The organism is Methanothrix soehngenii GP6 (assembly GCF_000204415.1).
GTDB classification, from domain to species: domain Archaea; phylum Halobacteriota; class Methanosarcinia; order Methanotrichales; family Methanotrichaceae; genus Methanothrix; species Methanothrix soehngenii.
In genome coordinates, this window is sequence record NC_015416.1 from 1,114,538 (window position 1) to 1,139,471 (window position 24,934).

24 protein-coding genes and 1 pseudogene are annotated in these 24,934 nt (G+C 53.2%); 10 read left to right on the forward strand and 15 right to left on the reverse strand.

The window, feature by feature from the left end:
• Positions 1-59: 59 nt before the first annotated feature.
• A pseudogene (locus MCON_RS05610) lies at positions 60-455 on the forward strand (transposase); the annotation flags it as partial.
• Between the two features lie 143 nt (positions 456-598).
• Here MCON_RS05610 and dgt read toward each other — a convergent pair.
• Positions 599-2,269, reverse strand: coding sequence for a dGTP triphosphohydrolase (gene dgt / locus MCON_RS05615; protein WP_013719051.1), 1,671 nt, complete (start codon positions 2,267-2,269; stop codon positions 599-601).
• A 205-nt stretch (positions 2,270-2,474) separates the two neighbouring features.
• Here dgt and MCON_RS16655 point away from each other — a divergent pair, with 205 nt between their 5' ends.
• On the forward strand, positions 2,475-2,723 hold the full coding sequence (locus MCON_RS16655) for a hypothetical protein (RefSeq protein ID WP_048131967.1): 249 nt from the start codon (positions 2,475-2,477) through the stop codon (positions 2,721-2,723).
• A 335-nt stretch (positions 2,724-3,058) separates the two neighbouring features.
• On the opposite strand, the gene MCON_RS05625 is transcribed toward MCON_RS16655, so the two are convergent.
• From MCON_RS05625 to MCON_RS05635, 3 genes are read right to left on the reverse strand one after another with little or no spacing between them, the layout of a single operon-like run.
• The gene (locus tag MCON_RS05625; RefSeq protein ID WP_013719052.1) at positions 3,059-5,062 is read right to left on the reverse strand and encodes a DUF460 domain-containing protein; all 2,004 of its coding nucleotides are present in this window, start codon (positions 5,060-5,062) and stop codon (positions 3,059-3,061) included.
• The gene (locus tag MCON_RS05630) at positions 5,059-5,928 is read right to left on the reverse strand and encodes an RIO1 family regulatory kinase/ATPase domain-containing protein (RefSeq protein ID WP_013719053.1); all 870 of its coding nucleotides are present in this window, start codon (positions 5,926-5,928) and stop codon (positions 5,059-5,061) included. Before MCON_RS05630 ends, MCON_RS05625 begins: the two co-directional genes overlap by 4 nt.
• A gap of 24 nt (positions 5,929-5,952) precedes the next feature.
• Entirely contained in the window at positions 5,953-7,170 is a 1,218-nt protein-coding gene (locus tag MCON_RS05635; protein ID WP_013719054.1) for an isocitrate/isopropylmalate family dehydrogenase, read from the reverse strand.
• Positions 7,171-7,447: 277 nt separating this feature from the next.
• Here MCON_RS05635 and MCON_RS05640 point away from each other — a divergent pair, with 277 nt between their 5' ends.
• Positions 7,448-8,713, forward strand: coding sequence for a sugar phosphate nucleotidyltransferase (locus MCON_RS05640; RefSeq protein WP_013719055.1), 1,266 nt, complete (start codon positions 7,448-7,450; stop codon positions 8,711-8,713).
• A gap of 4 nt (positions 8,714-8,717) precedes the next feature.
• On the opposite strand, the gene MCON_RS05645 is transcribed toward MCON_RS05640, so the two are convergent.
• Entirely contained in the window at positions 8,718-8,954 is a 237-nt protein-coding gene (locus MCON_RS05645; RefSeq protein ID WP_013719056.1) for a hypothetical protein, read from the reverse strand.
• A gap of 111 nt (positions 8,955-9,065) precedes the next feature.
• Here MCON_RS05645 and MCON_RS05650 point away from each other — a divergent pair, with 111 nt between their 5' ends.
• The 3 genes from MCON_RS05650 to truA are packed head-to-tail and all read left to right on the forward strand — an operon-like array spanning position 9,066 to position 11,850.
• Positions 9,066-9,644, forward strand: a complete 579-nt coding sequence (locus MCON_RS05650) for a uracil-DNA glycosylase (RefSeq protein ID WP_013719057.1) — start codon at positions 9,066-9,068, stop codon at positions 9,642-9,644.
• A gap of 45 nt (positions 9,645-9,689) precedes the next feature.
• A complete protein-coding gene (locus MCON_RS05655; RefSeq protein ID WP_013719058.1) occupies positions 9,690-10,979 on the forward strand; it encodes a 3-isopropylmalate dehydratase large subunit in 1,290 nt (429 codons plus the stop codon).
• A 55-nt stretch (positions 10,980-11,034) separates the two neighbouring features.
• Positions 11,035-11,850: a tRNA pseudouridine(38-40) synthase TruA gene (gene truA / locus MCON_RS05660; RefSeq protein WP_013719059.1), complete on the forward strand. Its 816-nt coding sequence runs from the start codon at positions 11,035-11,037 to the stop codon at positions 11,848-11,850.
• A gap of 314 nt (positions 11,851-12,164) precedes the next feature.
• Here the strand turns inward: truA and MCON_RS05665 are convergent, their stop codons facing one another.
• Positions 12,165-12,599 (reverse strand): flavodoxin domain-containing protein, encoded by a 435-nt coding sequence (locus MCON_RS05665; protein WP_013719060.1) that lies wholly within the window; start codon positions 12,597-12,599, stop codon positions 12,165-12,167.
• Between the two features lie 116 nt (positions 12,600-12,715).
• Between MCON_RS05665 and MCON_RS05670 the strand changes: the two genes are divergently transcribed.
• Positions 12,716-13,429 carry a class I SAM-dependent methyltransferase gene (locus MCON_RS05670; RefSeq protein ID WP_157863687.1) on the forward strand — a complete coding sequence of 238 codons (714 nt, stop codon included), beginning with the start codon at positions 12,716-12,718 and terminating at the stop codon, positions 13,427-13,429.
• Between the two features lie 27 nt (positions 13,430-13,456).
• On the opposite strand, the gene MCON_RS05675 is transcribed toward MCON_RS05670, so the two are convergent.
• The 9 genes from MCON_RS05675 to cdhA all read right to left on the reverse strand — a co-directional run bounded on the left by MCON_RS05675 (position 13,457) and on the right by cdhA (position 22,428).
• Positions 13,457-13,858, reverse strand: a complete 402-nt coding sequence (locus MCON_RS05675; RefSeq protein WP_013719062.1) for a hypothetical protein — start codon at positions 13,856-13,858, stop codon at positions 13,457-13,459.
• Positions 13,859-13,962: 104 nt separating this feature from the next.
• Complete coding sequence (acsC, locus tag MCON_RS05680; protein ID WP_013719063.1) at positions 13,963-15,378, reverse strand: acetyl-CoA decarbonylase/synthase complex subunit gamma; 1,416 nt, start codon at positions 15,376-15,378, stop codon at positions 13,963-13,965.
• Positions 15,379-15,383: 5 nt separating this feature from the next.
• Positions 15,384-16,736, reverse strand: a complete 1,353-nt coding sequence (cdhD, locus tag MCON_RS05685) for a CO dehydrogenase/acetyl-CoA synthase subunit delta (RefSeq protein WP_013719064.1) — start codon at positions 16,734-16,736, stop codon at positions 15,384-15,386.
• An 11-nt stretch (positions 16,737-16,747) separates the two neighbouring features.
• On the reverse strand, positions 16,748-17,506 hold the full coding sequence (locus MCON_RS05690) for an ATP-binding protein (RefSeq protein WP_013719065.1): 759 nt from the start codon (positions 17,504-17,506) through the stop codon (positions 16,748-16,750).
• A 13-nt stretch (positions 17,507-17,519) separates the two neighbouring features.
• A complete protein-coding gene (locus MCON_RS16045; RefSeq protein ID WP_157863688.1) occupies positions 17,520-17,693 on the reverse strand; it encodes a hypothetical protein in 174 nt (57 codons plus the stop codon).
• A gap of 84 nt (positions 17,694-17,777) precedes the next feature.
• Complete coding sequence (locus MCON_RS16050; protein ID WP_157863689.1) at positions 17,778-17,948, reverse strand: hypothetical protein; 171 nt, start codon at positions 17,946-17,948, stop codon at positions 17,778-17,780.
• A 32-nt stretch (positions 17,949-17,980) separates the two neighbouring features.
• Positions 17,981-19,387 carry a CO dehydrogenase/CO-methylating acetyl-CoA synthase complex subunit beta gene (cdhC, locus tag MCON_RS05695; RefSeq protein WP_013719066.1) on the reverse strand — a complete coding sequence of 469 codons (1,407 nt, stop codon included), beginning with the start codon at positions 19,385-19,387 and terminating at the stop codon, positions 17,981-17,983.
• A gap of 40 nt (positions 19,388-19,427) precedes the next feature.
• Positions 19,428-19,991, reverse strand: a complete 564-nt coding sequence (gene cdhB / locus MCON_RS05700; protein WP_013719067.1) for a CO dehydrogenase/acetyl-CoA synthase complex subunit epsilon — start codon at positions 19,989-19,991, stop codon at positions 19,428-19,430.
• Positions 19,992-20,010: 19 nt separating this feature from the next.
• Positions 20,011-22,428 carry a CO dehydrogenase/acetyl-CoA synthase complex subunit alpha gene (gene cdhA, locus MCON_RS05705; protein WP_048131971.1) on the reverse strand — a complete coding sequence of 806 codons (2,418 nt, stop codon included), beginning with the start codon at positions 22,426-22,428 and terminating at the stop codon, positions 20,011-20,013.
• A gap of 234 nt (positions 22,429-22,662) precedes the next feature.
• Here cdhA and cobD point away from each other — a divergent pair, with 234 nt between their 5' ends.
• From cobD to MCON_RS05715, 3 genes are read left to right on the forward strand one after another with little or no spacing between them, the layout of a single operon-like run.
• Positions 22,663-23,757: a threonine-phosphate decarboxylase CobD gene (gene cobD, locus MCON_RS05710; RefSeq protein WP_052297530.1), complete on the forward strand. Its 1,095-nt coding sequence runs from the start codon at positions 22,663-22,665 to the stop codon at positions 23,755-23,757.
• Positions 23,745-23,987 (forward strand): cysteine-rich small domain-containing protein, encoded by a 243-nt coding sequence (locus tag MCON_RS15120; RefSeq protein WP_052297531.1) that lies wholly within the window; start codon positions 23,745-23,747, stop codon positions 23,985-23,987. Before cobD ends, MCON_RS15120 begins: the two co-directional genes overlap by 13 nt.
• Positions 23,984-24,901: a cobalamin biosynthesis protein gene (locus MCON_RS05715; protein WP_013719069.1), complete on the forward strand. Its 918-nt coding sequence runs from the start codon at positions 23,984-23,986 to the stop codon at positions 24,899-24,901. Before MCON_RS15120 ends, MCON_RS05715 begins: the two co-directional genes overlap by 4 nt.
• Positions 24,902-24,934 lie beyond the last annotated feature (33 nt).

Genomic DNA, 24,934 nt, shown 5'->3' on the forward strand with positions numbered 1-24,934 from the left:
ATTACAGCCATCATGCGATCGGTGGCAGCCTCGATGCAGTCGAGGCATAGTCGAAACATTGCCATGTTCATCATTGTAGGGCGATCTTGGAGAGCATTCCCAACAAAGACAAACAGGAGATTGCCGATAAGCTAAAAGAGGCATCGTATGACGAGATGAAGATGCAAGAACTGGCGAAGGAGTTGAGAGATCGAGGGTACGATCCTGCTGCAGAGACAATCGACAGGTTCAGATTCGATCTCTGGAACTATAAGGCGTATCCCAAGGCCCATTGGAAGAGGATACGAACCACAAACGTCATTGAGCGCATCAATAAGGAATTGGGGCGCAGAAGCAGACCTGTGGGAGCATTCCCGAGCGATCAATCCCTGATGAGATTAGCAGGATGCATCATGATAAATATAAATGAAGAATGGGTCACAGGTAAAGAGTATTTAACGATGGACGTAGAGTAATGATAGTAGGATACAGGGCCGCTACGAAATTACAGCAATTTCGGGACACTACCTGCCAATTGTACAATTAATAAAAGCTATTATAATTATTATTTATGTATAAAAAAGATATCGAAGAAATTTTGAACTTTAAAAAGATAATATTAAGTTTGATATAATTTCTGGTATTCTTCTTCAGCATAATTATCTGTCATGCCGGATATATAATCACAAATTACTGAAAGGAAAGCGTAGTGATCCTCTAACATGCATTTAACAAATTTAGTATGGTCATCCATTAGCATTACTTCCGCCAAGGACATATTTTGTATTTCATCCAATTTATTAACTTTTAGCAATATGCCATTATTTCTTACTTCAGTTAGATCAGAATTAAAGAAATCATCGGGACATAATATTTCCTTTATATCTATATCCATTTTCAAATAATCAATTAGTTTATTGACTTCATCAGGGCTATTATTTGAGAAATTTATATTCTTAACCTCGAGTGGATTTCCAGTATCATTATCTTTTAATTCACTAAATCGTATAATATATATCTCTGAATTATATGAGATAAGAGTAGACAACCGTTCTAAAGCATACTTTGACATCTGCCGAGGATTAGAATAATAAGCTTTAAATAGTCTTTTGATCACGTAATTCGCTTTCCCATCAAATTTATTTACCTCATTTGAATTCACTATTCTATTCTTAATATATTGATCTAATTTTTTATCTAATTCTATTCCTAATTGAGAGTATGTAATTAATTTTCTACCAAAAAATTTGTAATCTTCTTCCGTAATTAGACAATCTTCTGCCATTTCTGCTATATTTTTAAACGACATCAGGGTAACATCACAAATAAAATATTCTATGATATCTCGAATTATAGTGTTTCTTTTATATACGTTAGTTCCTTTATCTCTTATATCCAAGATATCACGTAAATTTTTCAATAAGTCTACGAAATGGTGTTCTGATTCATCTCTATGACTATTTAATATCTCAATTATATACTTTTTAACCTCTTTAAAAATATCATCATAATTTAATCCTAAGCCTGAATCTCGCATGCCATCATCTAGATCGTGTTGTCGTTGTGCAATTTCATCCGCTATCGCGACGACCTGTCCCTCCAATGTAACCGAGTATTCATAATTTAGCAAATTTTCAAATTTAATATTAAATTTAGAGTTGCTTAAATTGAGCAAAAATCTATCAATATCACACCATAATTCATTATTTCGTTTAATTCTTGTGTGTTTCAAGATTCCTTCGAGAACCTGCCAAGTTAAGTTTAGGCCGCTTTCATTATCATATTTTTTTTCTATTTCATCTAGCACTTTTAAACTATTAAAATTATGCTTAAATCCAGTATAATTAATTTCATATTTTAATTCTTTGTATTCTGCTTTTCCGCTTAGAATCTGATCTAATACTCTCTCCCCTTCATGACCAAATGGGGTGTGTCCTATATCGTGACCTAGGGCAATCGCCTCTGTTAAATCTTCATTTAGCCCTAAGTATCTTGAAATATTTCTTGCTATCTGAAGCACTTCCAATGTATGTGTAAGCCTTGTTCTAAAATGGTCTCCTCTTTCATGAGAGTAAATCTGTGCCTTATGTTCTAAGCGTCTAAATGCCCTCGAAAAAAGTATTCTATCTCTATCGCGCGAAAATTCGCTCCTAGATATAAAATTAGAGTAACTGTATCGGTTAAAGTGATATTCGTCATCTATCGAATTATTCCTTCTAGAGTTCTTATTAGGAACCTGTTTATAGTTCTGCTCTATGATTTTAATAAGGTTTGCATATTGTTCATCCATTTAATCCCTCATTTATATTTCCTATGCTCTCTGCTTATTTTGCTTTGATGAATACTATTATAGAAATCTATCGATTATGCTTCGTGTCTATTAAAGATAGCTTACGTGTTTAGCTCCCCTTCCTTTTTAGATCTACCCATCAAACAGAATTAAATTAGACTGGGAAAATTAAGTAATATTATGGTAATGTTCTTTTATTGAAAATATGGACGAATTAGAGATTATCCGGCAACTTCGAGAGCAAAATGAGCTATTAAGGCTTGAAAATGAAATGCTCAAGGCGAGGATAAGTGAGCTAGAAGCCCGATTAGCTAATATGAGAATGCCCATACTCCTCCGAACCTTCGACGTGGCCGCAATCTCAAAAAGGATAAGAACAATCAGGGAAAGTCTGGCCAAAAGGTCGGGCATAGGGTGTGACCAGACAGTTAGCTATTCCGGATCGTCAATCTGAGGTTGCAGCCGATCTATGTCCGGATTACGCAGCAAATCTTAACCTTCCTTTTTGAAGAAACGGTTCCTCTGCATGAAGCACTTAAGGTGCTTAATGAATCGCAGACCAAGTCTTAAGAAAACAATCCTTTGCCATAAATAAGAATAAATATCTGGCAATCGGCGCAAGAAGCACTATCGCATTGGGTCTATGGAGTGTACCCGTAAATGAATGTCCAGAAATTCATCTACAAAATCCGCAATAGATTTGATTACTGGTTTGCGTTTATCCTCAATACTGGGGTGTAGCCGTTCAATAATAGGTCAGATAGGGATGGATTGTCGGAGAGCTTCGACTCACTCATACCCCTCCGCCCCCATCTTCTCAGCCATCTTCATCCTCTTCTTCCTCTTCTCCTCCTTCATCCTCTCCACCTTGTAATCCTGGAATAAGCTCTCCAGCTTCTCGGCCTCCAGCCTCGCCTGCCTGGCCTTTTGCTGCACCTCCCACCTCTCCCGCGCCGCTTCAAGCTCCTCCGGCTGGATAAAGGGCAGCCCATCGATCCTCTGCACCGCAATCTCCGAGGATGTGAATACGGGCAGGCCCAGGTCCAGGAAATACTCCTGCATCGCCTGGGCCATCTCCCCCTCTGCCACTATGGCGGCAACCCCCCTCTCCCGAAACATCTCAGCCGTGCTCTTTCCCCCGCCGCTGGAGTCCTCCAAGAGGACCAGGTCCCCCTCAGCCAGAGAGTAGCGCTCCGCCGCAGCCAGAACCGCCTCTTTGGAGAAGGCGGCCACCGGCTTCAGACGGCGCAGCCCTTTGACCTCCTCAATCCTCTCCGCCTTCTTCCGGGCGGCCACCGTCCTCTTCAGCTTCTTGGTGTACTTCCTCTCCGAGCGCAGGATGGAGCGCAGCCGTCCGATCTCCTTGTCCCGGATCCTGATCTCATGGTCCCTTTTGATCTCTCTGGAGGTCTTATCCTTCAGCCGGTCCAGCCTCTCGATAGCCTTTTGCAGATCAGCATCCTTCTCCGCCAGCTGGGCCCGCAGCTCATCCACGTAAGTGCGCAGCGTCTTCACCTGCTCGGATAGCTGCTGGATATGCTGCCTCAGGCCGGCGGTATCCGGATCTGGAGCAGGGGCCCCGGAGGCCGCCGGGGCGGCTGGCCTGCCCTCCGCCGGGGGCGGATGGGTGAACTCGGCGATGGCGTTCTCAATGGAATAGCCCCGGACCACCAGTGCCTTGATCTCATCGGGATCTACCTCCGCCGGAGCCTTCTTCTCCACCTGGATGAACTTGTTCTTGTACTTCCTGAAGGCGGATAGAGCAGCAGCCAGAGCATCCCTCTCATGGTCGTTCTTGTAGCCGACCTCTCTTCCCAGGGCTATCTTCTCCTCCCCGGCCATATCCGCCCCCGGACTGAATAAGACGGCATTAAAGGCCCTCTTTACCTTCTCCACCGCCCCCGGCGTGGGCGAGACGTCGGTAGCCACAATCAGCGACCTTCCCCTGGCAGCTATCCACTCGATGACATCGGATGAGGACATAGCCCGGGAGCTGATCAGATCGACCAATTCCCCCCGCAGGTTCAGGGCGGCAATGCCGGTGGTGGTGCCTGGGTCAAGGCCCACAATGATGTAGCCTCTGCGGTGCAGCAGCGGCTTATACTGCAGAGCAGGCCTCTCGATGCTCTGCACCTTCAGCTGGGCATCGACCGAATAGCCGGGGTTGATGTGCACCTTATCCCTGGTGGCCTCCACCACGAACTCCGCCCGGGTGAAGCCACCGAGGCCCTCCACCGTCCGCAGAGAGTACTCCAAACCGGCTTCGCGAAGCTGCTTCTCCACCTCCCGAGCCATGGCCATCACCGCTCCATGGATTTTTCTGGTGTAGCGGTTCTGGCTCCAGCCGCCCCGACCCAATGACCGCCTCCGGCTCACCTTGATCAGAGTCTTGTCCTCAAAGGCGGAGACCACGGCCCCAACGCCCCTGGCCGCCAGCCTGGCCGAAGCTTCCGCCTCTTCCAGGGGCCTGGTGCGGTCGAAGGTGATGCCATTCCAGCGGGCCAGACGGACCAGGGACTCCGGCCGATCCCCGCCCGTCACCTGAACCAGTTTGGTCGAAGGGGGGAGACGGCGCAGGAGGTTGATCAGATCCCTGTGGCTCTGGGCCAGCTCATGGACGTTATCCATAGCCACGATCTCCGGCTGCCGCTCCCGGATCATCCGGATCAGCTTATGCCTGCTGATCATATGGTGAAGGGCAGTGGCATCCCCCTCCAGGACCACCAGTGAGTAGCTGGGAGCCCTGCGGCTGCCCGGCGATCCGCTGGCGATATCCACCCCAAAGATGCTCAAATCCTCTCTGCCTCCCGGACCGCTGTGAGCGCCTCCTCCAGCGGCATATCGATGCGGTACTTGCTCCGGAAAAAGCGCAGCACATTGCCTAAATCCCTCTTCAGGAGTTCATCTGAATGAGGATGAGCGGCATCCACCGCCTGAGGCCAGTCGATGATCACCGGCCCGGAATCGGTGATCATGATATTGAACTCGCTCAGGTCGCTATGGACGATATCCAGATCTAGAGCCCGTCCCACCTCCTGAAGGATCAACCTTAAGCCCTCCTCGGGATCGGAGAGGGTGATCTTATTGAGCAGGGGTCCGGGAACATACTCCATTGCCAGAGCATGCCGGCTGATGGCCACCGGCCGGGGGATGGAGACCTTTGGGTAGAGCTTTTCCATCACTGCAAACTCCCGTCTCGCCGCCAGGGAGGCGGCATAGAGCCACGGAACCCGAGGCTTGTCCTTGAGGTGATCGCGCAGGCGGCGGACGTGCTTGAAGCTGGTCCGTCCCTGGCGGTGGAACTTGATGGCTAAAGAGGCGTATCCCTGGGCCTCAAGGACCACGGACTCCTTGCCCACCCCGATCCGCTCTCCGATGCTTTTTACCTGATCGCGCCGGACGAAGTCTGAGAGCGCTAAAAGGTCGTAGGAATCGAAGTTTATCTGATAGCCCAGGTAATGCTGAGCCTCTCGTACCACCAGCTTTTTCTCAAAAAGATGCTGCAGGCGATACTCTGATTTGCTGGCGGAGAGGCCGGCAAGCTTGGATATTATAAAAGTGGGGACCCACTCGTGAGTCCTCATCCCGGTTTCAATCGCGCCCAGCAGAGAGAAATCCTCTCGGCTCAAGCCCAGAAATGCTTCTGCAAGGTTTTCCACGAGAATTAATATGGGATCATTCAGCTAAAGCTTTACCTCTCCAGAAGCCTGATATCTCTGCCAGCGATTCTGTAGATCTGGATCTTGAACAGTCTCGAGCACATAGTCTGCATACTGGGCTCCAGTGGCACCATCTGGCCTGCCGGTGAGAGATACTCTCTTCTCGAACTGGCCGCAGATATCCAGCGCCATCTCCATCCGGCTGGCCTGATCTATGAAGCTGATGTGGCGCAGCATCATCACGCAGGCCCTCATCATGCTCGCCGGATCGGCATACTGCGCTCTGCCCTCGTCGACCATGCGCGGAGCTGAGCCGTGGATGGCCTCGAACATGGCATACCTCTTGCCGATATTGGCGCTTCCGGCGGTGCCCACTCCGCCCTGGAACTCCGCGGCCTCATCGGTGAGGATGTCCCCGTACAGGTTGGGCAGGACGATCACCTTGAAGTCGCGCCTCCGTTTCTCGTCCACCAGCTTTGCCGCCATTATATCCACGAACCAGTCATCGAACTGAATTTCCGGATACTCCGCCGCCACCCTCCGGGCGATCTCCAGGAACTTGCCGTCAGTGGTCTTGATCACATTGGCCTTGGTGACCGCAGAGACTCTATTGATGCCATTATTCCTGGCATACTCGAATGCCAGGCGCACGATTCGCTCCGCTCCCTGGCTGGTGATAACCTTGAAGTCCACTGCCAGGTCCTCAGTGACATTGAATCCTGAGCTGCCCAGGACATACTCGCCCTCGGTGTTCTCCCGGTAGAAGATCCAGTCGATACCCTTCTCCGGCACCTTGACCGGCCGGACATTGGCGAAGAGGTCCAGCTCCCGGCGCATGGATACGTTGGCGCTCTCCAGGTTTGGCCATTTATCCCCTTTCTTGGGGGTGGTGAGGGGACCCTTTAGTATCACATGACACTCCTTCAGCGCCGCCAGGGTCTCCTCGGGCAGGGCCTTCATCACTTTGACCCTCTCCTCGATGGTAAGGCCCGAGATCCACCTCAGCTCGACCTTTCCCGACTGGATCTCCTCAGCCAGGATGTACTCGAGCACCCGGACTGCCTCTTTGGTGATGAAGGGGCCAATGCCGTCTCCTCCTACCACCCCAATTATTATCGGCATAAGCCGGCTGTAGTCCGCCCAGTCCTCTCCTGCTTTCATCTGATCAACGCGCTTGAGCTGCTCATTGAGCAGTTCAGCGAAGTGCTCCTTCGCCCTCTCTATGGCCCCTGTATGATTCATGAATCGCACCTGATTGCTCTGGGTTGGGGCACTTATGGCTGATCAATCTTTTTGTATGGCAATCAAATCTATAAACCAGAAATGACTGATTACCTGCCATGGATGTAATTACAATAGCCTTCTATGCTATTCTGTTCCTTATCGCTTTCATGATCGCCCGCATCATTATGAAGATCATGCGAGGGTACTGAATATAGAATGAAAGAGATAGAACAGATGCAACCGGTATGATTTGCGGGGATAGGTTTATCATTCCTGCCAGCTTCAATTATGGAGCATGTTTCCCCAGGTTCTAGCAACCGTCGGCGGCTCGGGGACGCGCCTTTATCCTTTGACCCTGGACCAGCCCAAGCCGCTGGTGGAGCTATGCGATACGGCCATAATTGCCAACCTCTTCCGGGTTCTGGCCAGCCAAGGCTGTCGCCGGTTCATTCTAGGCAGCAAGGGAGCGAGCAATACCCTCAACCTGAGCAACTATTTCAAGGCCGGTGAGGGCTTCTTCAAGCGTCTGGGAATCGCCGACCACCAGGATTTCAGCTATCAGCCGCTCTATGATGACGTAGGCAGTGCCGACTCTCTGCGCTATTGCATGAACTATTTTGATATAAAAGATGACCTTCTGGTGGTGTCAGGAGACAACCTTATCGATATCGATCTGTCAAGCATTGTCCAGTTCCATCAGTTGCATAAGCCGGTTCTGACCGTCGCCTTGAAGGAGATAGCACCGGGGGAGAGCATCTCATCTTATGGCGTAGCGCGGGTGGATGAGGATATGCGCATCAGCGGTTTCGTGGAGAAGCCAAAGCCAGGCAGCGAGCCCAGCCGGATGATAAACACCGCCTTTTATCTCTTCAGCCCCGAGGTCCGGGAGGTCCTGGCTAAGATGGGTGATAAGGCCAGGGATATAGGCGGCGATCTGATCCCCTACCTGACTGAGAACGGCTATCCTGTCTACGGCTTCCCCGTCGCAGGATACTGGATAGATATAGGAACACCGGAGAGACTGCATCAGGCGGCTATGGACTGCCTCTCCGGCCGGGTAAGGCACTTCGACCGCAAGTACCGTTACAAGACCAATCAGTGGATCCATCCCAGCACCCTGGCCAGGATCGAGCCGGATCTTGCTTCAGGGGATATCATATTGAAAGGGAATGTCTCCATAGGAAGAAACTGCCGCATAGAGAGGGGTGTGGTCATTGAGAACTCCCATATCGGCCATACCAGCCTCATCGACCGCGACGTTGAGATAAAGGATAGCATGGTGATGAGCTTTGCTCATATTATGCATTCAGTCATTATCAACAGAGCAATAGTGGGCCGCCATTGCATCTTAGAGGAGCATAGTGCTCTAGGATTGAATAATGGTGCGGAAGGGGGTGTTCCGGTTGTTGGCGAGAATGTGGTCCTCCCCTCAGAGTCGGTGGTGGCACCGGGGGTAAGGGTGGCCCTGCTCAAGTACAGCCATAGCATCCTGGCCACTGGTAGGTTCAATGAACTGGGAATTGATGAGAGAAATATCTACTTCAAAGAAAAGATCAGATGAAGCGCTAGTAATAGCGCTCCCAGGTATCATCGATCTTTCTTATCTTATATTTCCGCCCGTTCTCCAGCAGATATCGATTCAGATCCTGCACATCATTGAAAAAGCGCTTATCCCGCAGGTTATTGTAGATATCTTCGGTGGTGAAGCCCTTCAGCTCCCCTTTGCCATAAACTATTCTCTCAATAGTATAATATATATCGTCAAACTTCCTCAGGGGATATGTCCACTCTGCGAACTGCATCAGTACCCTCCTCATCTGGCTAGAGGGCTTGAATAAATAAGAACCTTTCGTTGCGATTGATTTTTCATAGGGGAAGGATCGATGGAGAAGGGTTATCAATGACAAGCTTCAATGGCTGCCAGCATGTGCCCGCCAGACCTGATCCTGCTGCAGGAGAAGATCGCCTCCTGCGATCTTTGTCCTCTTTCTCTCAGCCGAAACCTCACTGTGCCCGGAAGCGGCCCATCCAAGGCCGAGATCATGCTGGTGGGAGAGGCCCCCGGTCGGGAGGAGGACCTGAAAGGACTGCCGTTCGTCGGCCGGGCGGGAAGGTTGCTGGACGAGGCTCTGAACGAGGCCGGCCTGAAAAGAGAGGATGTCTTCATAACCAGTGTCATCAAATGCCGTCCACCCCAGAACAGAAAGCCGAATAAAAAGGAGATCGAACTCTGCCTGCCCTATCTAGAGGATCAGATGGATGCCATCCGCCCCAGGATCATCTGCCTGATGGGGAACACTGCCATTCAAGCCGTCCTGGGAGTTGTGGGGGTTACTGTCCTGCGCGGCCGGATTCTGAGCGATCGCTTTCTTGTGACATATCATCCGGCGGCCGTCCTGAGAAACCGAAATCTGATGGCGGATTTCGTCTCCGACCTAAGAGAAGCAAAGATTCAGAGCCTCAAACTATCAAAGGACGCTTTTGCTGAATGAGGATGACCCGCGGCATGGCCGGGCTAAAGGTCAAGATTTATTATCATGAAGGGCAACAGAGTCACCATGAGCGGCCAAACCCTGTCTGAGAAGATATTATCCAGAGCGGCAAACAAAGAGGTAAAGGCGGGCGAGTTCGTCATGGCGAATGTAGATGGCGCCATGATTCATGATATAACCGGCCCCCTGGCAGTGAAGGGATTCTATGAGATTGCAGGCAGGGATGCCCGGGTCTGGGACCCAACCAGGATCGTTCTTCTCTTCGATCATCAGGTCCCGGCAGACAGCCTGAAGGCAGCAGAAAACCACATCCAGCTGCGCAAGTTTGCTGCCGAGCAGGATATTCTCAACTACGATATCTTCTGCGGCGTATGCCACCAGGTGATGCCTGAGAAAGGGCACGTGCTTCCTGGAAACGTGATTTTGGGCACCGATTCTCACACCTGTACCTATGGAGCCTTTGGGGCTTTTGCCACCGGCGTCGGCTCGACGGACATGGCCTCAGTCTTCGCCACCGGCAAGCTCTGGTTTATGGTGCCCAAGACCCTCCAGATAATGATCGAGGGCCAGCTGCCCTCCCGAGTAACATCAAAGGACGCCGTCCTGCGCATCATCGGCGATATAGGTGCCGACGGGGCCAACTATCTGGCCTGTGAGTTCCGGGGTGAGGCCGCGGAGAGGATGAGCATCCCTGAGAGGATGACGGTCTCCAACATGGCCATAGAGATGGGGGCCAAGGTGGGCATCTTCCCGGCGGACGGGACGACGAAGAGCTACCTGGAGGGACGAGTCCAGGATCGAGAGGCAATTGAGGCAGGATTCGTCAAGGGAGACGAGGATGCAGCATTCTCCCGGAGGGAGTGGAATGTATCCGATCTCGAGCCGCAGATCGCCATGCCCCATAATGTAGACAACGTCCTGCCCATCAGCCAGGTTCCCCAAACCCGGATCGATCAGGTATTCTTGGGCTCCTGCACCAACGGCCGATTCGAGGATCTGCAGCTTGCCAGCGAGATGATGAAGAATGAGCCCCTGGCCAAAGGAGTACGGATGATCGTGGTCCCCGCCAGCCGGGATGAGTACATGAAATGCTTGCGAGCCGGCCTGGTGGAGAGGTTCATGGAGGCGGGGGCGATGGTGGAGTCGCCCTGCTGCGGCCCCTGCATGGGAGGAAGCTTCGGCCTCCTGGGGGCAGGAGAGCGCTGTCTGGCCACCTCCAACCGCAACTTCGTGGGCAGGCAGGGAAGCCCCCAGGCCTTCGTTTACCTCTCTTCCCCCGCCACCGCAGGAGCGAGCGCCATTACCGGCTATATCACCGATCCCAGGGAGATCTGAGAGGGATCAAGGAATAGCCAGCCAATCCATCTTTTTTTTTCAGGATAAGATCAGGATGAAGGTCGCCCTCAAGCTCGCCTATCTGGGAGATAACTATTATGGATTTCAAAAGCAGCCCGACCGGGTGACTGTGGACAGCCAGGTCCGACGGGCGCTGGCCCAGATAGGGGTCATCCACGGCGACTTCTGCTATGCTGGCCGGACGGACCGGGGAGTCTCAGCTCTGGGCCAGGTGATCGACTTCTGGATAGATGAGGATAAAATCGATCTGACCAGGCCGCGGTGCGTGAACGGCAGGCTGCCCCGGGACATCTGGACCTGGGCATGGTCCATCGCCCCAGTGGGCTTTTCTGCCCGCTGGAATGCCCTTTGGCGGGAGTACCAGTATCTTCTCTGGCACCCCGGCCTGGACAGGGATCTAATGGAAGAGGCAGCGGATATGCTCTTGGGGGAGCACGATTTTCGAAACTTCTCCTCCGCCAAGGTGGGAACGGTAAAGAGGGTAGAGAAGCTGGAGATAAGAGAGAGAGACGGCCTTTTCATCTTCGACATCCGGGCAGACGGCTTTCTGTGGAATATGGTGCGAAAGATCGTGGGAGCCACCGAAAAGGTGGGCTCAGGCCAGAAGGATATGCGCTGGTTTAAGGATCTCCTCCGTCCCGAATTGAACCACGGCGCTCCTACCGCCCCAGCAGAGGGGCTGATTCTCATGGAAGTGGGCTACGATGGCTTGGACTGGCAAGTGGACCAGTATTCTCGGGCCCGGGCGGGCCGGATGCTGGCAGGGACGGTGCAGAAGAGGATGGCAGGGGCAATGGTAGCGCTGGAGCTGGAGAGGGCGATGGAGGTATGTCGCCCGGATGAGAGTTGAAGGGGTGAACTTGAATCGGAAAAACTCTATGTCTCCGTGCCTTCTGTGGTGAACCGCTATGCTCTGACCCAACCACAGAGACACAGAGGAACAAAAGGCCATTTTCCCTACCTTAAATCGCCCATATAGCGAAGAGCCGACTTAAAGAACTGCTAGGCCAAGGGGCAAGCCAGGAAGAGATGATAAAGCAGCTCAGCCGGCGGAAGGATGCAGCCTGAAGCTCTGGTGCCAGGAGCAAACAGTTGCAGGAGAATTGAATTATCTCCTGAGCCTCAGTGCATCCCGCATTCTTTCTCAGCCATCCGGGAAGGGACCTAATTTCCCAGTCCCGCAGCGATCGTTCTTCCCAGATGGAAGCACTTCTCAATATCCTCCTTGCCCGGGACCTGTATGGCTGTCGTCCCTGGCTCCACTACTCGCATGCCAAAGGATTTCATGCGGGCGATCAAGGTTACAACTCCCTCACCGCTCCACCCATGCGAGCCAAATGCCACTCCCACCTTCCCGTTCAAGTCGAGCTTTACCATCTCTTTTAAGAATGGATCCATCGACTTGATGAGCTTATAGTTATAAGTCGAGCCACCAAGAACGATTGCATCTGCGTCCGCTATATCATCTAAAGATGCATCATAGACTTCTTTCAGCAATACATCAGTCCCTTCGATGGTCATTGCCCCGCTGGCTATGGCCTCTGCCATTTTCTTTGTCCTTCCCATGCCTGTGGCGTAGATTATAGCTATCTTTGGCATTTCGATCCCCTTAGATAACCTATCCTGCATTTTATAACTAATTTTTGTTGAGCCACATTTTACATACTTTTAGATATGACAACCCATGCTCTATGCGAGCTTCAAAGGTGAACTCAATGCAAGAAGATAGACTACCTCCACCCGAATGGTGCTACCACGAGCCGGACCATCCCGGCATGGACTTCGATGCCATCGCCCCATCCTACGACCGAAATATGCAAAGGTTCAGAGACATCCAGGGGGAGATAGAGGAGATCCTATCATTCCTGGAGATCAAGCCCCATCATTCCTTGCTGGAAATAGGAACAGGCACTGGCGAGTTCGCCCTGGCCGCCGCCCGCCGTTGCGCCCGGGTCTATGCCATCGACATATCCCCGGGGATGCTCCAGTATGCCCGGGAAAAATCCCAGGGGCAGGGAATCTCCAACATCAGCTTCCTAGTCGGCGGCTTTCTCACCTACCACCACCATGACGGGCCGCTTGACGCCATCGTCAGCCAGATAGCCATGCACCACCTGCCAGATTTTTGGAAACAGATCGCATTGCTGAACATAGCCAGCATGCTGCGGCCGGGAGGAAGGCTCTGTCTGAGGGACATCGTCTATTCCTTCGATCCGGGCGACTATGAGAGGCAGATAGAGAGGTTCATATCTAAAACGATGGAGAAGGCTGGTCCTGGATTTGCCCAGAGTATGACCAGCCACATCAATAAGGAATTCTCCACCATGGACTGGATCATGCGCGGCTTGATCGAGAGGGCGGGCTTTGTGATCGAGAGAGAGGAACAAAAAGAGGGGTTCTTAGGCCTGTATCTATGCAAAAAGATATAGACATCGCAAAAATTGACGCGCGGGAAGCTAACCGCAGCCGCATCCACCTCCACCGCCTCCTCCTCCTGAGGTAGAGGCTGTGGTCCCCCGAGAGCCGGTGATGGGATACATGATATTCGTGTAGCCGGCCAGGCTCTTGTTTACCCTGTCTCTTGCATAGCTGGTGAGGTCAAGAACCTCTTTTCCGATGGAGGCAGATAGGTTCTGGGGCAGGGCAAGAGCGACATCGATCGATGTGGAATTATTGGCCGCTGTGCTATTTATGAGGGTGCTGTTTATCAAGCTGGAATTCGTGGAGTTGATATTTGCCAGCAGATCGAGTTCACCCAGATAGACCTCCGCCCCATCAGACGGCTGGGCCTGGGCGCTTCCTGCCAGAATGAAGAGCATCAGAGCCAGGCTCAAAGCAGAATTTTTTAGGGCTAACATAGAAGATCGTTTTCCTCCTGAAATTGACTTTCAGATCAAGAAGCCATAAAATAAGAGTATGTGCCCGCTTTGGGGCACATGCAATACCCTTTTTCGAGTTCGCTTTACTTGGGTGGCCAGAAGTCCTTCATCCAGCCGATGATGCGTCCGGAGTCCTCTGGGCCGACCATGATCTTGGCCTTGCCTGCGAAGAGGTCCTCCAATTCGCCTGAGAACTTGGCTGCCATGCCGGGCAGGACCATGGCCGGGTACTTCTGACCGGCCCAGTCGAAGCCTGCCTCGTTGAAGGAGTCCTGAATCTTGACCGGGGAGAGCTGGCCGCCAGCGACAGATGCCTGCACGCCTATGCCATCGGTGTTGATGGCGATGATGTAAGCATCGATGCCATTTGAGGCCACGTCCGACTCCACTGTGTAGTAGGTCAGGGCGAAGTTGGTGGTCAGGAAGACTGGCGACTCCGGTCCGGGATTGCCGACCTTGTAGATGCCGGGCTTGACCTGCACCGGAGTTCTCGGATCGGTGTAGATGTTGAAGCGCAGATGCATATCGGGCATCATGCTGTAGGGCTCTGTGGAGTGCTTGATCATGATCGCACCTCCGCGAATGACGAAGGCTGCGGTGAGCACTGACTCCCAGTAAGCAGCACGAACCGGATCATCGGTGGTCAGCCAGGCGTTGATGGGCAGGACCATTACCGGATAGGCGATATCCCTCTGGGCCTCCTCTACAGCAGCTCTTCTCAGGTTGATGAAATTGGTGAGGGTCTGCTGCAGCATCTTGCCGTTGGGTGCCGTTCCGGGGTCTAAGACCAAATCGGTCAGTCCCATTTCGGCGAAGGTGACGGCCATGGACTTGAGGCCATCCAGGTCGAAGGGAACGCTCAATGTGACTGGGACCTTGTAATCATAAGCCAGCTGAGCAACCTCCTTCCAGTTGTCCTTTGTTGCGGCATAGATGAGTGGCTTCTCCTTGGATGCGACCTCCAGGCCTGCCTTGAGAACAGCCGGATTGAAGGAGCATAGGATGAGCGGGAAGCCATTGCCATTGGCCATGACAGTCTTGACGCAGGCGGCGAACTTGGCCGGATCGTCGGTCACAGACCGGACGGCAATCATCTCCACGCCCTGCCACTTGCCGATGTAGAACTTTCGCCAGGTGGTGATCTTCTTGACCCGCTCTATGAGCTTTGCCTCTTCCATGTTGTCGGCAACATCAAAGGCAAATGGCGGCTTGTTGAAGAAGGTCATCTGATGGCGGTACATGACGTCCTCGCCACCTACCTTGACCTGCTTGTCTCCGACCCCCACATAGACCATCTTCAGCTCGGGAGCGACGGTGCTCCTGAGGGTCGCAAGCTTCTTGGCGTACTTCTTCTCTTCAATTAACGGAGTGCACTCCTCTACCTTGCGGGTTCTGGCGATCAGGCCAGCGGCAAAGGCCATGCAGGTCTCCTCTCCGCACTTCTTGCAGTTGGTCTGTGGAAGCTGCTTGTAAAGGTTAAGCGGGCTTGTTTCCTTCATGTTCCTCACACCCCCATCTTGAGCCAGGCATTGGCTTCAGGCGTCTTGGCCTCTATTCTTCCCATCAGAGACTGGGTGATCTCATGCAGATATGCGACCGCCGTTGGATGCATCATCATGAAGATGTCCACTCCAGCCATGGCCAGAGAGTAGCCGGTCAGAATCTCCCAGATCGGGCCTCTCAGCATTCTGTCTCCCCAGTCGGAGTCGTCCTTGTTCGGTGAACGGACCATCCAGGACTCTCTGACACCCCAGGCGTTGGTGGTGCCGGAGGACATGGGGAATGTCAGCTCATCGTCGCCTTTCAGAGCGCCGAGCCTTATTCTCTCCATGTTGGAGTAAGCGAAGTCCAAGCCGTAGGCGAGGGCAGCGGTTGTCGGGTCCATAACTATGGACTCGCGCGGAACACCAGCCACCTTCATCAGCTTTCTGTTCAGCTCCTTCTGAGAGTTGATCTCCAGCTGGGTCCAGGCGAGGCAGACATGTCCGTTGTCCACACAGGCCTTGCCGATCTTCTCCCAGTCCATGTTCAGGTTGGCGGAAGCGATAAGAACCCGCTCGCCCTGTGCGACCTCAGCTGCCTTGGATAGCACTACTGGATCCTTGTCTGGGTTGCCTGATCCGCCGATGCAGATGGGCACGTCCACAGCCTGCAGGACCTCTTCTACCGTCTTGACTGCATCCTGGGCGGAAGTGTCTTTGAGGAGCGGATCAGTGCTGATCAGGTGAACGGTGACCATGTCGGCGCCGAAATCCCTGACTGCCTTCTTGGCCCACTCGCCTGGTGAGTTGATTACATCCTCATAATGCATCTTGACTGCCTTGGCCATGCCGATGGGCATGTCGAAGACGTCCATGGTGATCTTGGGGGCATGGGGCATTGCTGCATCCGGGAAGAAGGGCATGGCCTTCTCGCCGCCCAGCTTTACCACATGGCCGCGGCTCCCGCCGTCTGCCTTGGTCGCTCCCAGGGTTACCTCCTGGATGGGATGCTTCCAGGTCTTGTCAACGCCCACGCTGAATTTGGCGCTGGCTAACGCCGAGGCCACCTTAAAAGCGGGGACTGCGGCAGCGGCTGCTGCTATGTCCTTAGGCGCCGGGGATATGGCCTGAGCGACAGCCACCGGCTGCATCAGGTTCTGTACTGGATATCCCACTGCCTTGGCGAAGTCCATGAGCTGCATGGCGATCTTGGCTGCCTGCTCTCCAAAGTAGTATGCGAAGAGCGGGCCTACGCCACCTGCGCCCACGTCCAGGTCTATCTCAACATCTCCCTCGATCTTCAGTCCCTCGAGGGATTGAACATTCATCTCTGTTAATGTCTTATTCAGGTCAGATAAAGTGATCTTGTCTGCCATTCGAATCACCCTCACAGGCCCAGTTTCCCGACGACATTCGCCATCTCTTTAACTGCAGGCGAATCATCGGGCAGGCCGGTCAATGGATCTCCCACTAAATCGAATTTGGCCAGGCTTTCATCATAGGGGATAGTGCCGATAACAGTAAGGCCCAGGCTGGTTGCGTTCTCGATGACCTTATCCCGCCTTCCGGTGGTGATCTTGTTCACAACCACATACAGATCCTTGTACTTCAGTCCCATCTCGCGGGCAATGTCCCGAATCCTCTCGCCGGTGGTAAGCCCTCTTCTGGACTCATCAGTTACGACGATAAGGTCGTCGAGGTCTGGAAAAATTTTCCTGCTGAAATGCTCGAGGCCCGCGGGCGAGTCGATTACAATCAGATCATAATCCTTGGCGGTCTTATCCATAATGGCTCGCAAAAGATTATTGACATAACAGTAACATCCAGAACCCTCGGGCTTGCCCATCACCAAAAGATCGTAACCATCTTCTTCCAAAAGGATCTCAAAGATCTTAGCCTCGAAAAGCGCCTGCTTATCAGTGTCCGGTGAAGATGTGAACCGGGAATCCTGCATGAACTCCCTCATGTCGCCAACGGTCTTTTCCACCTTAGCGCCCAGCGCATCTGCCAGGTTGGCATCAGGATCGGCATCGATAGCAAGGATTCGAAACTTTTTTTCAGAGTTATTCAGGTGTCTGATGAGCATTGCGGTCACTGCGGTCTTGCCGGTGCCGCCTTTACCTGTTATCGCTATTACTTTCCCCAAAGTCTAGCCTTCCTTATTTTTTCGGTTTTATTACAACTTCCGCTACGTGGATGGATGCGCCCCTCAGTTCAATGGTCATTCCACCCGATGCTGCTGCTGGCATAGCGAAAGCCGGAGCTGCTGCGCCTGCTGCAGGTGCTGCTGCTGCGGCCGGAGCCGCTTCCTTTTTCTTAAGCTTAAGCTGCATAATATCTCTCCCTCACTCTTTGATCAGATAATCGCACTCGCAGGAAAACCGCATCTCCCAAAAAAGGGAGAAAAAGGCGGTACTCTACTTGGCGAGTACTACCTTATCTATGCTTATCTTGGCATCCTTCAGGATCAGCTTTATGCCGCCGGCGCTGCCGGACATGCTTATGGCTGGTGCTGCTGCGCCTGCTGCTGCAGGTGCGGCTGCTGGAGCCGCCGCTGCAGGTGCCTTGGGTTTCAGTTTTAGCTGCATAGTTTAACACCCTCTCTTAAATTTGAATCTGCTCACTCGAGCACGCCGTCTTCCTGCAAGGCCTCGACGACCTGCATGAACTGGCCTTCGGTCAGGGCAAGCTCGGACTTGACGGTATCCATGTTGATGTCTCCGCCGGTCTTCTCGATATAGGCCATGACCTTCCCCTTGATATCATCATCGACCTCTTCAAGCTTCCAGCCCTCGGTGATCTTCTTGTTGTCCACCTTTCTGGTGACGCCATCCACCACGGGATGGTTGACCTTGAGCAGGAATGCCTTGAGGGCTGCGATGTCCTTGGCATCGTCCTCGGTGGCGATCTTGTCCATCATGTCAGCATCAATGCCTTCCTTTACCCTCTCTTTGAGGCCCTTGGACATCCAGACGATCCTTCTCCAGCCGCCATCCGCCTGGAGGAACTTGGGGGAGAAGTAGTAGAGAATACCCATGCCCAGGAAGCCCACGACCTGCTTGCCGCCGCCGGTCTGTCCTGCCATGGTGGAGAAAGGCAGTCCGTTGGGGGTTGCGCCCTTGAAGTCACGATCGGCAAGGCCGATGCCGTCAACCTCAGGCATATAGAATCCAATGGTCTCGAAGCAGCCACAGGAGGTGTGGGGTGCATCGAAGAATGTGTAGAGGAGCATTCTGCTGTACTCGCCGCCGGACCTCTGCTCAGCCATCTGATTAATGGCTTCATACTCGCCGCTGACCTCATCCATCGCCGATCCCTTCTCAATGGCGAACTGGGGGCCCTCTGGGTCCACCTTGGCGGCAGCCCTGCCGTCGAACCAGGTGATAGCTCCGCACAGTGATGGCCTGTCCGGGGTGACCACGCAGGCGCTGGTGGGAGCGAATGCCTGGCAGAGAGTGCAGCCATAGAAGACATCCACATCCTCATCGTGCAGTCCCTTGGCGCGCTCATCGCGGGTCTTGTATACGGCCATGGCCTTGGCCAGCTCTTCCTTGACCTTTGCTGGATCGGTGACGATGGTGATGTCCATCTTCTCAATGAATGGCATCTCTGCCTTGTACAGGTCGATGACCGGGGCGTAGACCTCCTTCCAGGAGGTGACTCCCTTCTTCTTGAGACCCTTGCCAATCCTCATCCAGATATCGTATCTCTGGTTGAGGTGCATGAGGCCACTTATATAGGAGAGCAGGGCATGGTTGCGCCTCTCGATGATGGACTCCAGGTCTTTCTCGATCTTCTCGCCGCCGACTCTGAAGATCATGCCGAAGGGCATGGTGGTGCCCTCAGGGGTCTCTCCCAGATCCGGACCGATGACTGTTACCTTTCCATCCTCAATCTCGTCCATGGGCGTGGCAAGCGACAGCTCAAATCCATCTGCCTTGGGACCGCCAAGCTCTACCCATAGATCGTCCTTTCTGATTCTCTCGCCCTCATACATGGGGGATATGTCCAACTTTATATCTGCCATTAATACACCTCTTCTGTTTTCTTCTGTTATAGGATAAACTCTATTTCTTCATCGCTGCGATTACTTCGTCTACGGCTGCGTGATAGTCGTCCGGATTGAAGGCCAGGTTGCCGAAGGTCATATCGGCATTGACATGATAGTAGCGGTCTATGGAGACGCGCTTGATGTCCCGGTTGAAGTTCTTCAATGTGGATAGCATGCCATTGGCGAACTTGTAGTAGATGCCCAGGAATATGACCACATCGTACTGTCCCTGTCCATCCAGGCCCTTCCAGTCGGGGAACCTCAAAAAGTTGGTCAACGGATGCAGGCCGATCTGATAGACGTTCTCCAGGTAGCCTCTATCCACAAAGCCCTTGACGCTATGCGCCGTGGCGGCGATGGGAATTCCCATCTTTCCCATCTCAATCATCTTATCGAACATCACGGGATCGTCGAAGAGCTCTGCTCCTACCACGAGCAGAGGCCTCTTCGCCTTTCTGATGATCGCGCCGATTACCTTCGGCAAATAGGTCTTCGCCATCTCTGGCCCAGGGATCTGAGCCATCTCAAAGGGAATGGGATTCTTGGTGGTGTCAATGCCCTTCTTAACTTCTGCTGCCATTTCTATCTCCTCCTCGTCCTCACTTCTTGGCCCTTATCTTGCGCGGGATGTTCGTGGGATCGAAGCTGACGTCTGCGGGCCTGAGCGGTCCGGAGATGAACTTCTTCGCCTTCCAGTCGATCTTCCAGCCGTGCTTCTCCTCCAGCTCCTTCATCATCTGCGTCTGGTAGTTCAGGGGCAGATCCTTGACATCGCGGACAAAGAGATGCCAGTCATCGGGCAGCTTGCCGAAGTACTTCATGGAGATATCGCAGTAATGGGTCAGCTTGATTCCTCTGCCCTGGGTGTTATCAGACGGGCGGAAGCAGAGCTTTGCCATCTCCAGCATGGCCTCCTCCTTGGTCTCGGCGATATAGAGCATGGCTTCAGGTGCTGGCTCGATCTGCTGCATATTGCCGTTCTTGGCATCTATGACCATCCAGTCCTCGGGCTTGTCGGTCCTGCCCATAAATGTCCTGCGGTATATGACTGAGCTTGGCTGAACAACCACTGGAATGCCGAGCCTGTTAACGCCGGTAGCGATGGATGCTGCCTTTTGGGAGTATGCTCCCCAGGCCACGCCGCATGCTCCGACCTTGGACATGATATAATCGGCGATATCATCGTAGTTGGCACGCTCATTTCTGTGAGCGAAGATGGTTGCCACCTTGATTGCTGCTCCATGAATGTGGGCATTGGCCACACATGAGCCTATGTTGCAGATGTTCCTGCCATCAAAGGCACCCTCGTACTGCTCCCAGATGGTCTTGCCATCTTCATCCTTATACAGGGACATGTCCATGGCCATGCAGCCCGTGGCAACGACGATGTAGCCTCTGTCAACGAACTCCTTGGCGATGTCGTAGCACTCCTTGGTGCCGTTGGGATAATTCGAGCATCCTACCAGCGCTATAACTCCCGGAATCTGGCCAAGAACCAGGGGTGCACCAACTTTTCTGATCTCGGTATCGAGCACAGGTCCCCTGCCCGCTCTCATCTTGAACTTCTGGTTCCTGATATACTCGCGGTTGGCATACTCATAGAGCTTCAGTATGGGAATCTCCTGGGGGCAGGTCTGCTCGCATCTCTGGCAGCCCACACATACCTCATAGGTAGAGGAGAATGGTTCCAGATTGCCCTTCAGTGCCTCGCTTATCATCTCGCTGATCCTGATGTGGGGCGGACAGACGAAGGCACACTGATTGCACTCTGTGCATGTTGCCAGGGTATCCTTGAACTGCTGCTCGGTAAAGAGGCTCTCCTTCTTGTACTGCTCGCGCTTGGGCTTGACTGCAACCGCGGTCCTGATGGCCACCTCTCCGGCCTTTACTGGATCGAGGATTGCCACACCGGGCATCTTGAAGCTGACCAGATCCTCCACAATGGCATCGGCTGAGTCATTGGTCCTGTCGGGCAGGCCGAGCATGATCTTGTCGTTGCTGGCGATGACGGGGATGTGCCTTTGCTGGCAGTCCTCCAGCACATCGCAGAATACGCACTGCTCGTCCACAATCACTGTATCCATGATTCCGGCGCGAACCATCTTTCTCCACCAGCCCATGGCACCAGCCACCTTGGCCTTGGGTCCCAGGTTGGGGGGGATCCTGGATTCCCTGCCGGTCTCAGTGATCCTGGTGAGGTCAATGGCGGTGCAGCATACGCCGCCTATGTCAACCTTGTCCCAGAGATTATTGTTCTCGGCATAGATCATGGCCTCTGCGCCTGCTGCCAGGTTGTGGCCGTAGGCGATGAGAACGCCCTTGTTCTGATCCAGGGTGCCCATGCCGATCTCCACCAGGGGTGCATCGGCTGCGCCGCGGGGCATATCGTAAGCCACCGTCTGCAGCATGTCGCAGATCTCCTTGCCCAGGGAGTCGATCATGCCGCCGTGCAGCGACTTGGACTCGAAGTCCATAAAATAGCCTTCCTGACCGGTGTGAGTGGCCGCCAGGAGCTGCACGATCTCCTCTTCGCAATACTCCAGGGCCTCGCCGAAGTCCTTGAGCGACTTGGGCTTGATCCCCAGGATGGTGCGAGTGAGGGGCGCATCCACCAGGATCTCGCTGCCCATATCGAAGGGCATATCTCCGAACTTGTCCAGACACCAGTGGTAAAGGTGCCTGCCGTGAGCAGTATGGGCGCAGGTTCCCATTAAAACCGCAACCAGAACGATCTTACCGCAGGCAGCGGCCATGTCAATGCCACAGGCCCCCTTCTTGTTGCCGGTCAGGTCGCATGGTCCATAGGTACAGAGGGTGCATGTATCATCTGCCGGTGAATACATGATCTTGTACCGGTTACAAATCTTGAAGTCCCAGTCACGAAGCGTTGCCACACCTGGCTTGGGGAAGGGGCCCATCTCCTGGTCCCATTCATCCTCTTCTTTTACGACAGCTCCTATGTTGATCTGGACGTTCTTCATGTCCTCAACCGAAAAGCTGCCTTCTCTTGTTGCCATCGGAATCTTAGCCTCCTCTTCCTTTGATATACGCCGCTTGAGTTCGCATAGAGTAGATAAAACACTTTCGGATACCAGTTAATATAGAATTTTATTAATTTTGATTAAACATCATAGTATTAATTTTATAAATAAATTTTCAGTTAACAGCGACTCAATAAGATCACTATTGTTAATGAAGTGTACTCTGCCCACAAGCTTGAAATGCCAATACATTGAAGGCCACAACGACCTATGAAAAATCGATTGCGGAAGAGCTTTGTCAATGCTGCCGAATGCAAGCATGGGGGCAAGGTGCAGGAAGCGAAGAGAAGATTGGGGGCTGAGCCGCTGGACTTCTCCGCCAATATCAATCCCCTGGGATCGCCCCCCCTGAAGGAGTTGGTCAGCCGAGAGCTCAAGCAGGTCGGCCACTATCCTGACAGCAGCTACCAGGGATTCTGTCGCGCAGCGAGCCGCTTCGTCCAGGTCGATCCGGGATGCATCGTTCCAGGCAATGGATCATCTGAGCTGATCAGGATATTCGCGGAGGCTGTGCTGGAAGAGGGGGACCTGGCAATAATCCCCACCCCCACCTTTGGAGAGTATGAGAATCAATCACAGCTCGCCGGAGGCAGGACGGAAAGGCTGGCGATTGGTAAGGATGGCACCCCCCTCCTTCGCGACTCCGACCTGCACCGGGCCAAAGCCCTCTTCCTCTGCAATCCCAATAATCCCACCGGACGGCTGCTCTCCCAAAATCAGGTTCACGATCTGGCGGACAGATGCGAGGAGGCAGAGGTATTCTTATTGGTGGATGAGGCCTTCATAGAGCTCAGCCGCCCGGAGGAGAGCGTAGCTCAGCTTGCTCCCAGCAGGGAGTATCTCTTTGTGATGAGATCCCTGACCAAGTCCTTTGGAGTGCCGGGGATGAGATTGGGCTTCGGCGTGACCAATCCCCTTTTAGCTGGAATCATGAACCGGGCAAAGATCCCCTGGTCCATCGGCTCCATTGCCGCCGCTGCAGCAGAATATCTCCTGGGATGTGAGGATCACCTGACCAGGTCTAGAGAGCTGATAGCCGAGGAGCTGAATTATCTGATCCCCTCCCTGAAGAATCTGGGCCTGGATCCGCTGCCAAGTCAGGTCAACTTCATCCTGGTGAATATCGAATCGGCGGGCCTTGGCTCGGACGTCCTGGCAGAGCGCACCATGGCCCGTGGCGTTCTGGTGCGGGACTGCCAGTCCTTCGGCCTGGAGAAGAGCTACATCCGGGTGGCAGTGAGAGGCCACGAGGATAACGAGCGGCTAATCGATGTCCTGGAGAGGGCATTAAGATGCAAAGACTGAGCTGCGAGAGGTTTCCCTGCCACCACCCCGAGCAGGACTGCTCATTATGCTTCTGCCCATTTTACCCCTGCCGGGATGTGAGAACGGGAGGCTTTGAGCGAGATGGCTCCTGGTGCTGTGAGAATTGCCAGATCGTTCACCAAAAAGATGTGGCTGAGATGGTGCTGGATGGGCTCTTGCAGGGCCTGCCCATCTCCCAGGTCTGGAAGAGCCTCGAGGAGCGGCTATGACCCTGGCCATTGAGGAGGCTTTAACTGTATTTCTTTTAGCGGTGGCCTTTGACATACTGATCGGCGAGCCTCCGGTTCGAGTTCACCCCGTGGTCTGGATCGGCAGACTGATCTCCTTCCTGCGCGCCCGGGCGGGGCCCACTAAGGTGCAGGGCATCCTGCTGGCCATAACCGTGATTGCAGTCTCAGTTCTGGCGGCTCATCTGCTGGTCAGGGCGGCGCATGTTATGCCCGTGCTGCCTCTCTTGGTAGGAGCATATCTCTTGAAGTCCACATTTGCCATCAGATGCTTGTTGGAGACCTCCAGCAATATCGGCAGGATGATAGACCAGGATATGGAAGAAGCAAAGAAGATGCTGCCCGCCCTGGTGGGAAGGGACACCTCCACCCTAACAACTGCCCAGGCCAGCTCAGCGGTGATAGAGTCGCTATCTGAAAACTATGTGGACTCCATTCTCTCCCCCATATTCTACTATATTCTCTTCGCACCCATAGGCCTAGGCCTGGAGGCGGCCATTGCCTTCAAGGCCATCAGCACCATGGACTCGATGATCGGCTACAAGAAGCCTGGATTGAAGGAGCTGGGATATGCTGGAGCGAGGCTGGACGACCTGGCGAACTGGATTCCCGCTCGATTAAGCATAATCCTGATCGCCCTGGCCCGACCGAGAGGCGCCCGCTCGGCCATTAGAGAAGCCTTTAAATATCACAGCGCCACCCCCAGCCCCAACTCCGGCTGGCCCATGGCCGCAGCTGCCGGGAGCCTGAAAATCCGCTTAGAGAAGCCTGGCCAGTATATCCTGCTGGGAGAGAATCCGAATCCAGAGACAAGGGATATATTCCGGGCCACAGGCCTCGTCCAGTCGGCCATCGCCCTCACACTGGCAGCGGCGTTCATCTGCCTGCTCCTATAACCATAATGTTTATCCAATTCGAGGATGGAGTAA